This is a genomic window from Huijunlia imazamoxiresistens (assembly GCF_037132455.1).
GTDB classification, from domain to species: domain Bacteria; phylum Bacteroidota; class Bacteroidia; order Chitinophagales; family Chitinophagaceae; genus Flavisolibacter; species Flavisolibacter imazamoxiresistens.
In genome coordinates this window covers 504,879-516,013 of the sequence record NZ_JBBBEI010000001.1, presented here as the reverse complement: position 1 = coordinate 516,013, position 11,135 = coordinate 504,879, and the positions used below count along the sequence as shown (strand labels likewise).

Sequence of the window (11,135 nt, the reverse complement as noted above, 5' to 3'; positions counted from 1 at the left end):
CTCTTTTTTCAGTCGCCCCGTTGTGGGCAACGGCAACAAATCCTCCCGCCATTTAACGCCTTCAACGCCCGGATGACCTATCTTAGGAGCAGTAACCCAAAATCCCTATCTGCCCCTTGAATTTTTCCGAAGAACAGATCCTTCAACTGGCACCCGACGAGGCTTCCCGCAAGGCAGGCACCGCCCTGGCCCAGCCCGCCAAATGGGTATCCCGGGGTGCCAGCGAAACCGCCCTCTGGGGCGAATGCGCCGGCAGCGGCAGCAAACCCTACCAAACCATTATCGACCTTTCGGCCCCCGCCTTTAAATGTTCCTGCCCCAGCCGCAAGGCCCCCTGCAAGCACGGCCTGGGACTCTTCCTGCTGCATGCCCGCCAGCCGGGCGGCTTCACCGCTACGGAAATGCCTGCCTGGGTAGGGGAATGGATCGGCAAACGGGCGGAAAAAGCTCAAAAACAGCCCGCGGCCGCCAAACCGGTGGACGAAACCGCCCAGGCCAGGCGCCTCCAGGCCCGCGAGCAAAAGGTAAGCGACGGCATCGACGACCTGCTGCTGTGGCTGAAAGATTTGGTGCGCAACGGACTGCTGTCGGCCCCCGACAAAGGAGCGGCCTGGTGGGAGGGAGCGGCCCGCCGCCTGGTGGACGCACAAGCCCCCGGCCTGGCCGCGCTCGTAAAGGGCCTGGGCCAGGCGCCCTTTTACCGTGATGGCTGGCAAAGCGCCTTCCTCGACAACCTGCTGGACATCTACCTGCTGGCCACCGGCTACCGCAACCGGGCCCTCCTGCCCCTGCCGCTGCAGCAGGAAATCCGCAGCCGCGTAGGTTTTACCCAAAGCACCGAAGATCTGAAACAACAACCGGGCATCACCGACACCTGGCTGGTGCTGGCCAAACAACTGACCGAGGAGGACAACCTGACGGTGGAACGCACCTGGCTGCAGGGCCTGGAAGGAGGCCAGCCCGCCCTGCTGCTGCAGTTCCTGGCCCGCGGCCAAAGTCCCAGCGGCCAGCTGTCGCTGGTGCCCGGCCAGTACCTGGAAGCCGAACTGGTGTTTTACCCCGGCGCCCTGCCCCTGCGGGCCCTGCTCAAAGAGCCCGGCGCCGCCGCTTCCCGGCCGCCCCAACAGGTCCTGGAAGGCTGGCAGGAAGTGCTGGCACAGGAAACCAGCCTCTTTGCCCGGATGCCCGTGCGGGGCGACCGGCCCTACCTCGTCGAAAGCCTGACGCCCGTGCCCCGGGGAGGCCGGTGGTGGCTAATGGATGCCGCCGGCGCCCTGATGCCCCTGAAAGAAGATTTTAAAAACATCTGGCAACTGCTGGCCTACAGCGGCGGGCAGCCCCTGCGCACCGCCCTGCTGGGGCATGGCAACAGCTATGAGCCCCTGGGCATCTGGCACCGCCAGGAATACAAACCTCTCTGATGGAACCGAACAACCCGATCCTGCATACCGCCCTTCTGGGTACCGACAAACGGCCGCTCCGCCCCGAAGAGCTGCCACCGGCACTGGGGGAAGCCGCCGCCCGCCTGGGGGAAACGGAAGGCGGAAGGGAGGAGCAATTCCTGCAACTGGCCGCCCTTGCCCGGAACTACCGCCGGTGCGGCCTGGTGCCTGCCCGGGCGGAAGGAGCCCACCTGCCCCCGGCCCCGGAAGAAGAAAAGTCCCCGGCCTCCCCGGAAGCCCACCGCCTGCTGACCGCGATCCTGTCCGGGGACATCCCCTCCCTGCTGGGCCTGTGGCTGCAGCGCTGCGCCGGCAGTGGCGTCCTTGCCGACCCGGGCTATGCACCCCGCCTGCTGGAGGCGGCCACCCGCCACAAAGGCCTCCGGCCTTTTGTCCTTGCCTGCACGGGTCAAAGAGGCGCCTGGCTGGCCCGCTTCAACGAAAGCTGGAAGTGGCAGGCCGCAGCACCCGACGAAGAGCTCTGGCAGACCGGCACCGCCGAACAACGCCGCGAGGTGCTGGGCCGCCTGCGCCGGACCGATCCCGCCACCGCCCTTGCCTGGCTGCAGGCCACCTGGCCCCAGGAAACCGCCGCCGGCCGCGCCGCCCTGCTGCCCCTGCTGTCGGGCACCGTCACCGAAGCGGACCGCGACTGGCTGGAACGCCTGCTGTCGGAAAAAAGCGCCCGGGTAAAGGAAGAAGCCCTCCTGTTGCTGAAACAACTGCCCACTTCCTCGATCATCCAGCACTACCAATCCATTCTGAAGGAGGCCGTTCAGCAAGGCCCGGCCGGCCTGCACCTCGAACTGCCGCCCCTAGACGAAAAACTCTATAAAACCGGCATCGAAAAGATCAGCAGCCGCAAAGGCGCCGACGACAATGCCTTCGTTCTGTACCAGCTGATGGAAGCGGTGCCGCCCGCTTTCTGGGAAGCCCACCTCGGCACCGGCCCCGAAGGCGTATTACGGCTCCTGGCCGCCACCAAACACGGCGACGAATGGATCACCGCCCTGGGCAAAGCCGCCATCCGCTTCCGGGATACCGCCTGGCTAAACGAAATCCTGTCTTTTCGCGAAAACCTCCTCTTCCCCGAAGCTTTGCCGCTGCTGGAGCCCGCGGAGCGCGAAGCCTATGCCCTGCGCTTCCTCCACCAAAACCAGTATGCCGCCGACATCATCGAGCTGCTGGTGCGCCACCATACGGAAGAATGGGGTCCCGAACTGGCCCTGGGGGTGCTGCGGCACACGGCCCGAAACCCTTACGCCTACCCGCGCCCGTTTTACAACGGCCTGGCCGCCCGCCTGCCCGTCCGCCTCATTTCCGAACTGCCCGCCTGTACGCCCAAAGAGCCGCATTTTGCTTCCCAATGGACGCACTTGTCGGACTACCTGGCCGGGCTGCTGCAACTGAAACAGGAAACCCTAAACGCCTTTCACCTTTAAAACCCTATCCATGTCGACTATCTTACGCGAACATGCCGAACAACTATATGCACAGGAACTGGAAGAACTGAAAAAGGACGATGAGGGCAAGCGCCCCGCCAACTGGGTGCTGACGCCCCAGGCGGTGGTCACCTACCTGGTGGGCGGCCGCCTGAAGAACGGCTTCGAGGTTGCTCCCAAGTACATCGGCAACCGCCGCCTCATGGAGATCGCGGTAGCCACCCTCACCACCGACCGCGCCCTGCTGCTCTACGGCCTGCCCGGCACTGCCAAAAGCTGGGTGAGCGAACACCTTTCCGCCGCCATCAGCGGCGCCTCCACCCTCATCATCCAGGGCACCGCCGGCACCTCCGAGGAAGCCATCCGCTACGGCTGGAACTATGCCCGACTGCTGGCGGAAGGACCGAGTGAAAAAGCGCTGGTGGAAACACCCGTACTGCGGGCCATGAAGGAAGGAAAGATCGTCCGCATCGAGGAGCTGACCCGCATCGGTGCCGACGTACAGGACACCCTCATCACCATCCTGTCGGAAAAAACGCTCCCCATTCCCGAACTCAACACGCAGGTGCAGGCCACCCGCGGCTTTAACGTCATCGCTACCGCCAACAACCGCGACAAGGGCGTCAACGAGCTCTCCAGCGCCCTCAAGCGCCGCTTCAACACCGTCATCCTGCCCGTGCCCCAAACCATCGAAGAAGAGATCGACATCGTACGCCGCCGGGTGGAAAGCTTTGAAAAAGTAATGGAGCTGCCGGCCGAACGCCCCGCCCTGCAGGAGATCCGCCGCATCGTGACCATCTTCCGCGAGCTGCGCAACGGCATCACCCTCGACGGCAAATCAAAAATTAAAGTGCCCACCGGCACCCTTAGCACGGCCGAAGCCATCTCGGTGGTCAACAACGGCCTGGCCATGGCCGCCTACTTTGGCGACGGCCAGCTCAAAGCCGACGACCTCGCCGCCGGCATCATCGGCGCCGTCGTCAAAGACCCCGTCCAGGACAAAGTGGCCTGGCAGGAATACCTCGAAACCGTCATCAAACCCCGCGACGAGTGGAAAGACGTTTACCGGGCGTGCCGCGATCTCGGCGTATAGTTTCTAAGTTCCTGAGTTGGGGTAACTCCCAACCCGCAAACCTTTAACTCAGGAACTTAGAAACTCAGGAACTCAGAAACTCAGGAACTCAGAAAATTTTCCGATGGTAACAATCTTAGGAATACGTCACCACGGCCCCGGCTCGGCGAGAAATGTGCGGGCCTTTTTGGAGCAGACACGACCGGATGTGGTTTTGGTGGAAGGGCCGCCGGAGGCCGACGACCTGCTGCAATGGGTGGGACAGGAGGAGCTGCAGCCGCCGGTGGCCATTCTTTGTTATGTGCCCGACGACCCGAAGCGGTCGGTCTTTTATCCCTTTGCCACCTTTTCCCCCGAATGGCAGGCCATCCTGTATGCCCGGCAAAATAATATCCCCGTACGGTTTATGGACCTGCCGGTGGCCCACCAGCTGGCGTTGGGAAAAGAGGCCGGCGAGGAGCCGAAAGCCACTGCGACTGCGGCGGAATACGATATTAAAACCGACCCGATCGGCTACCTGGCCGAAGCGGCCGGTTATGAAGAAGGGGAGAAGTGGTGGGAACACCTGATCGAGCACCGGCAGAACGGCGAAGGCGTGTTTGAGGCCGTGGCCGAAGCCATGCAGGTGCTGCGGGCCGAACTGCGCCTGCCCGAAGACCGGCTGGAGCGGTTGCGCGAAGCCCATATGCGCAAAACGATCCGGCTGGCACAAAAAGACCTGTTCCAGAACGTGGCCGTGGTCTGCGGCGCCTGGCACGCCCCCGCCCTGGAGCTGGCCCGCGCCCCGAAACCAAAGGAAGACAACGACCTGCTGAAAGGCCTGCCCAAAGTAAAAGTGGAATGCACCTGGACGGCCTGGACCTACGGGCGCCTGAGCTTTTTCAGCGGCTATGGCGCCGGCATCCAATCGCCCGGCTGGTACGGCCATGTGTGGCGCCACCCCGCCGACGACGGCACCCGCTGGATGACCGGCGTGGCGGCCCTCTTTCGGGAAAAGGGCATGGATACCTCCGTGGCCCACGTGATCGAGGCGGTGCGCCTGGCCGCCTCCCTGGCCTCTTTGCGGGGATTGTCCAAGGCAGGTCTCGAAGAACTGAACGAAGCCACCCTGAGCGTCCTGTGCAACGGCGATCCCCTGCCGCAGCAACTGATACAGAACGAGCTGGTGGTCGGCAACCGCCTGGGCGCCGTGCCCACAGGCATTCCCAAGCCGCCGTTGCAGCTCGACGTGGAAAAGGCCCAGAAAAGCCTGCGGCTGCCGCCCACCGCCGACTTCCGCGATTACGTGCTCGACCTGCGCAAGGAGGGTGACCTCGCCCGCAGCATATTTCTGCACCGCCTGCGCCTGTTGCAGCTGCACTGGGGCAAGCCGGCCCAGGTGAGCGGCAAGGGCACCTTCAAAGAACAATGGCGCCTCCAATGGGATCCCGCCTTCGCCATCGACCTGATCGAAAAAGGCTCCTGGGGCAATACCGTGGAAGAAGCCGCCACCCGCTTTGTCATCCACCAGGCGGGCGAAGCGCCCTCCCTGCTGTCCCTTTCCGGCCTGTTGCAGGAAGCCCTGCCCGCCGAACTGCACCGGGCGGTGGAGGTGCTGATCCGGCAGGTCAGCAACCTGGCGGCGGCCAGCGGCGACGTGCTCCAGCTGATGGAGGTGGTGCCGCCCCTGGTGTCGGTCAGCCGCTACGGCAACGTCCGCGGCACCGATACGGCCCTGGTGCTGGGCATCGTAACGGGCATGGTCACCCGCATTTGCGTGAGCCTTCCCCATGCCGTCACCGGCATCGACGACGAAGCGGCCCAAAGCCTGACCGAACAACTATTTCAGCTAAACGAATCCGTGACCCTGCTGCAGCAGCCCGAACTGGAAAAGGAATGGCAGCAAACGCTGTTGCGGATTGCCGCCGGCAGCAGCACGGCGCCCCTGGTGGGCGGTTATGCCACCCGCCTGCTGGCCGATGCGCGCTTGCTGCAAGGCGATGAACTGGTTCGGGCCTTTGGCAAAAACATGTCGGCGGCCAACCCGCCGGCGATCAGCGCCTCCTGGCTGGAAGGCTTTTTAAAGGGCAGCGGCACCCTGCTGCTCCTGGACGAAACGCTCTGGAACCTGGTACACAACTGGATCGCCCAGCTCACTGAAGATGCCTTTCGCCAGGCTTTGCCCCTGCTGCGCCGCACCTTCGCGGGCTTCTCCGCCCCCGAACGGCGAAAGCTGGGCGAAAAAGTAAAAACCGGTACCCACGGCCAGCCAACACCCGCCGCCCCCCAAAACGACCTCGACGAAGAGCGGGCAATGCGCGGCGTGCCGGTGGTGTTGCAGATGCTCGGAGTATAAGTTCCTGAGTTCTTGAGAAGGAACATGCGTTTATCCAAACAAACAACTCAGGAACTACTAAATTAGTGATCCCTCAACCTAAAGAAAAAATGACCAACGAGCAAACCCTAAGAAAGTGGCGGCTGATCCTTGGCGGGCAGCAGAATGATGGTACCGGCGTGGGCCTGAGCGGCGAGGATGCCTTGGTGGACAAGAGCCTCGAAGCCCTGTACGACAGCGACCGCCGCGGCGGCCTGGGGGCTTCTTCGCCCAACGTGGCCCGCTGGCTGGGCGATATCCGCACCTTCTTCCCGGCCAGCGTGGTGCAGGTGATGCAGCAGGATGCCCTGAAGCGGCTGAACCTGACGCAAATGCTGCTGGAAAAAGAAATGCTGGAAAATGTGACGCCTGATGTGCACCTGGTGGCTACGCTGTTATCGCTGAGTCGTGTCCTTCCCGACAAGACCAAGGATACCGCCCGGGCCGTTGTGCGCCGGGTGGTAGAGGAACTGGTGCGTAAGCTGGAACAGCCCACGCGCCAGGCGATCACGGGCAGCCTTAACCGAAGCGTGCGCATCCGCCGGCCCCGCCACAACGAGATCAACTGGCACGCCACCATCCTCAAAAACCTGAAACACTACCAGCCCGGCTACCAAACGGTGATCCCCGAAACCCGCATCGGCTACGGGCGGCGTCGCAGCGCCCTTAAAGAGGTGGTGCTCTGCCTCGACCAGAGCGGCTCCATGGGTAGCTCAGTAGTGTATTCGGGCATCTTCGGCTCGGTGATGGCCACCATCCCTGCCGTCCAAACAAGGATGGTGGTGTTCGATACCGCCGTGGCCGACCTGACCGAAGAGTTGGACGACCCCGTGGACCTGCTCTTCGGCGTGCAGCTCGGGGGCGGCACCGACATCCATGCGGCACTGACCTATTGCCGCCAGGTCATTACCCGCCCGCTGGATACGGTGCTGGTGCTGATCACCGACCTGTACGAGGGCGGTAGCAACGAGGGCATGCGCAAGCGGGCGGCGGAGCTGGTAGCCTCGGGGGTGCAGCTGATCGTGCTGCTGGCCCTCAGCGACGACGGGGCGCCTTATTACGACCAACAGAACGCCCATTTCTTTACCGAGCTGGGCTGCCCGGTCTTTGCCTGCACCCCCGACAAGTTCCCCGACCTGATGGCCGCCGCCCTCACCAAACAGGACATCGCCCTCTGGGCCGCCCGGGAGGAGTTGGTAGTAAAGAAATAAAAGGCAAGCAGGGGCGGGCTGCTTACCATCAGGCGGGCATAAAACCGGGGGGAGGGGTTAAAAGAATTTCTCGAAAAACAGGTTGACCACCTCCACCAGGATCAGGATAATGATGATCCATTCCAGCATGGTGCTCTGTCGGTATTGCAGCAGGTCCTTGAACAGGTCGAGGTTGTCGCGGATGATCTGGAGGCCTTCGGAAATGTTGCGGAAGCGGTCCTGCAGGTCGAAGGTGCGCTTGAGGCCCAGGTCGATTTTATTGAGGGTTTCATCCTCCCAGGTTTCGGGGGGCGAGTCGAAGATATAAAGGTTCTCCGCAATGCGGTTTTTCAAAAAAAGCGTTTTACCAATATACTTTTTTAGGGCGGTACCGGAGATGTCCAGCCGACCTTTCAGCTCCAGCTTCTGGGTATGGAAGTTGGTTTCTTCCAGCAGGCGCGAGGTTTGGTCGTAATAATAATCCAGGGCCACGGACTGCGAAACGTTGAGCATCACCAGGCGGATGATCTCCACGTCGGCTTCCCGGAGCTCGATCTTGTTGTAGCCGATGCGGTTCTCCTTGCAGTTGCTTTCCACTAAAAATTCCTCGCTCATGCTTTCTTCGAACAGCCCCTTGCAATAGGAGGCGATCAGTTTCAAAAACTCGGAAATTTTCACGGCATCGAGGTTGAAGAAGCAGACGGCGCCGTATTTAAAAATGTAAATGAACTGCTGGTTATCGGTCTGGTAAAACAATTCATCGGCGTCGCTATGGACCAGGTCGGCTTTAAAGGCAGCTTTTAACAGCTTGATATCGATGCTATCGGCAATCTGGTATGACAAGACTTTCTGGATCATTCGAATCGGTTCTGGGGGTTCTTAAGGTGAGCTGTCCGGACAAATGTAAAACGTTTGCTGTAGGGTGGCAAACCGATCCGTTGCGGGGCAGGGAAAGGGTAGGGGCAAAAAAAAGGGCCCGAATAGAAATTCAGCCCCGTATTAAAATCCAATATCCTATGAAAAACCATAACGAAAATAGGGAACTTCCCTGAACTTTCAACATTTTGGGCCAGAATTTATTTTTTTTCCTCCTGTTTGGGGCCTACTGAGCGGTTGGAATCCAATCCGGCCGCCGTTGGAGACCATATTTAAGCGAAAAAAAATATTTGCGCATACCGCTTCCCGGGTTATCTTAGTCGCATACCATTAGTTGTAACTATGCATCAAATCGAAAAATTACCCATTATTCAGGAAGACCCATGGCTGGACCCTTATGTTCATGATGTGCATGAGCGGTTTCAGCGGTACAAAAGAGCCCGGAAAGAGATTGAGGATGCAGAAGGAAGTTTGCTCGATTTTGCCACAGCCCATCATTACTATGGCATCAACTTCGACAAAGAAAAGGCCGGGTGGGTCTACCGGGAATGGGCACCCAATGCCAAAGCGCTGAGCCTTATCGGCGACTTCAACAATTGGGACCGTACCACGCACCAGCTGAAAAAAAATAAAAGGGGAGACTGGGAACTGTTTCTACCCTATAAAGAATATAAGGACCGTTTTCTCCACGGCAGCCGCATCAAGGTGCACATCAGCGGCCACAAGGGCGAGCACGACCGCATTCCGGCCTATATCCGCCGGGTAATCCAGGACCCCAAGACCTACGACTTTTCCGGCCAGGTGTGGACCCCCGCCGAGCCCTTCCAGTGGACCGACAGCAAATTCGATCCCTCCGAAGGCTTCCGCCAGCCCATCATCTACGAATGCCACGTGGGCATGGCCCAGGAAACTGCCGGCGTAGGCACCTACCGCGAATTCGCCGACATTATCCTGCCCCGCATCATCGAGGGCGGCTACAACGCCATCCAGATGATGGCCATCCAGGAACACCCGTACTACGGCTCTTTCGGCTACCACGTTTCCAACTTCTTCGCCCCCTCTTCCCGCTTCGGCACCCCCGAAGACCTGAAATACCTCATCAACAAAGCCCACGAAGGCGGCCTGATGGTGATCATGGACATCGTGCATTCCCATGCCGTCAAAAACCTGGCGGAAGGCCTGAACGAATTCGACGGCTCCGACCACCAGTATTTCCATTCGGGGCCCCGAGGCTACCACGAGGGCTGGGACTCCAAACTGTTCGATTACGGCAAGTGGGAAGTAAAAAAATTCCTCCTCTCCAACGTCCGTTACTGGCTGGAAGAATTTCATTTCGACGGCTACCGCTTCGATGGCGTCACCTCCATGCTGTATTTCCACCACGGCCATACCGATTTTGACCATTACGACAAATACTTCAAGAACGGGGTTGACTGGGATGCGGTGACCTACCTGCAACTGGCCAACGACGTGGTGCACGGCTTTCGGAAGAACGCCCTTTCCATAGCCGAGGACGTCAGCGGCATGCCGGGCCTCTGCCGCCAGCCCGAAGAGGGCGGCTGCGGCTTCGACTTCCGCCTGGGCATGGGCATTCCCGACTTCTGGATCAAAACCCTGAAGGAAAAGCAGGATGAGGAATGGGACCTCCACGAAATGTGGAGCATCCTGAGCAACCGCCGCTATAAGGAAAAGACCATCGCCTATGCCGAATCGCACGACCAGGCGCTGGTAGGCGACAAGACCCTCGCCTTCTGGCTGATGGACAAGGACATGTACTTCCACATGCACGTGAACGACCCCAACCTGGTGATCGACCGCGGCATCGCCCTGCACAAACTGATCCGCCTGTTCACCATCGCCCTGGGCGGTGAAGGCTACCTGAACTTTATCGGCAACGAATTCGGGCATCCCGAGTGGGTGGACTTCCCCCGCGAAGGCAACGGCTGGAGCTACCACTATGCCCGCCGCCTCTGGTCGGTGGCCGACAACAAGGAGCTGAAATACCAGTTCCTGAACAATTTTGACAAGGCCATGGTCCATACCATCCGGGAAAATAACGTGCTGTCGGCCCAAAATGCCCAGCAGCTCAACATGGATGGCCAGAACAAGGTGATCGTCTTTGAACGGAACAACCTGATCTTCGTCTTCAACTTCAGCACCGGCAACTCCATTTTCGGCTATAAATTCTGGGTGCCCCAGAAGGGGGTGTACCGGGTGATCCTGAACTCCGACAAAAAGGAATTCGGCGGCTTCGAACGCGTGGACGACGCGATCGATTACCCCACCGACGAACACCAGCAGCTGAGCATCTACCTGACCAACCGCACGGCGCTGGTCCTGAAAAAGGTAAACTGAGCATGTAGCATGTAAGATATAAAATAAGGCAGAAAACCTGCGACAGGCCTTTGTAAAGCGCACTAATATTGCTCAGTACGCTTCACAAAGGCCTTTTTTATCGGGGCTGCCGGCAGGCCTGTTCCTTATTTCACCTTCTACGCCTCCCTGTTGAGCTTCACCCCGGCAAAGAAACCTTTTAACCTGAACAATACCCCGTTCACCGAATCAAACGGCTGAGGTAGGCCCATCCCTAGTAGCTTTGTGTCAACAAACGAAACAAAAGACTGGAAAACAAAATTTAAAGAGCAGAAGACCTGATTAGCGCTAAACCTAATTATCCGATCACCTTTATAAACCTGTTTTTTTCCATCATGCTAACGATCAACACCTTGCTGAAAACTACCGGTCCGTCCCTCCCTGAAA

General features: G+C 59.9%; 7 protein-coding genes. 6 read left to right on the top strand and 1 reads right to left on the bottom strand.

The window, feature by feature from the left end:
* Positions 1–116: 116 nt before the first annotated feature.
* The 5 genes from V9K67_RS01755 to V9K67_RS01735 all read left to right on the top strand — a co-directional run bounded on the left by V9K67_RS01755 (position 117) and on the right by V9K67_RS01735 (position 7,520).
* Positions 117–1,421: an SWIM zinc finger family protein gene (locus V9K67_RS01755; RefSeq protein ID WP_336719634.1), complete on the top strand. Its 1,305-nt coding sequence runs from the start codon at positions 117–119 to the stop codon at positions 1,419–1,421.
* Positions 1,421–2,884 (top strand): DUF5691 domain-containing protein, encoded by a 1,464-nt coding sequence (locus V9K67_RS01750; protein WP_336719633.1) that lies wholly within the window; start codon positions 1,421–1,423, stop codon positions 2,882–2,884. Before V9K67_RS01755 ends, V9K67_RS01750 begins: the two co-directional genes overlap by 1 nt.
* Positions 2,885–2,894: 10 nt before the next feature.
* A complete protein-coding gene (locus V9K67_RS01745) occupies positions 2,895–3,977 on the top strand; it encodes an ATP-binding protein (RefSeq protein WP_336719632.1) in 1,083 nt (360 codons plus the stop codon).
* Between the two features lie 103 nt (positions 3,978–4,080).
* Positions 4,081–6,291 carry a DUF5682 family protein gene (locus V9K67_RS01740; protein ID WP_336719630.1) on the top strand — a complete coding sequence of 737 codons (2,211 nt, stop codon included), beginning with the start codon at positions 4,081–4,083 and terminating at the stop codon, positions 6,289–6,291.
* A gap of 89 nt (positions 6,292–6,380) precedes the next feature.
* Positions 6,381–7,520, top strand: coding sequence for a VWA domain-containing protein (locus V9K67_RS01735; RefSeq protein WP_336719628.1), 1,140 nt, complete (start codon positions 6,381–6,383; stop codon positions 7,518–7,520).
* Positions 7,521–7,577: 57 nt separating this feature from the next.
* Here the strand turns inward: V9K67_RS01735 and V9K67_RS01730 are convergent, their stop codons facing one another.
* On the bottom strand, positions 7,578–8,357 hold the full coding sequence (locus V9K67_RS01730; protein WP_336719626.1) for an RMD1 family protein: 780 nt from the start codon (positions 8,355–8,357) through the stop codon (positions 7,578–7,580).
* Positions 8,358–8,717: 360 nt separating this feature from the next.
* Between V9K67_RS01730 and V9K67_RS01725 the strand changes: the two genes are divergently transcribed.
* Positions 8,718–10,730, top strand: coding sequence for an alpha amylase C-terminal domain-containing protein (locus tag V9K67_RS01725; RefSeq protein WP_336719625.1), 2,013 nt, complete (start codon positions 8,718–8,720; stop codon positions 10,728–10,730).
* Positions 10,731–11,135 lie beyond the last annotated feature (405 nt).

Excerpts from the sequence above, each read along its gene's own strand:
- V9K67_RS01750 (WP_336719633.1), top strand. The coding sequence starts at position 1,421 with ATGGAACCGAACAACCCGATCCTGCATACCGCCCTTCTGGGTACCGAC.
- V9K67_RS01745 (WP_336719632.1), top strand. The coding sequence starts at position 2,895 with ATGTCGACTATCTTACGCGAACATGCCGAACAACTATATGCACAGGAA.
- V9K67_RS01740 (WP_336719630.1), top strand. The coding sequence starts at position 4,081 with ATGGTAACAATCTTAGGAATACGTCACCACGGCCCCGGCTCGGCGAGA.
- V9K67_RS01735 (WP_336719628.1), top strand. The coding sequence starts at position 6,381 with ATGACCAACGAGCAAACCCTAAGAAAGTGGCGGCTGATCCTTGGCGGG.
- V9K67_RS01730 (WP_336719626.1), bottom strand. The coding sequence starts at position 8,357 with ATGATCCAGAAAGTCTTGTCATACCAGATTGCCGATAGCATCGATATC.
- V9K67_RS01725 (WP_336719625.1), top strand. The coding sequence starts at position 8,718 with ATGCATCAAATCGAAAAATTACCCATTATTCAGGAAGACCCATGGCTG.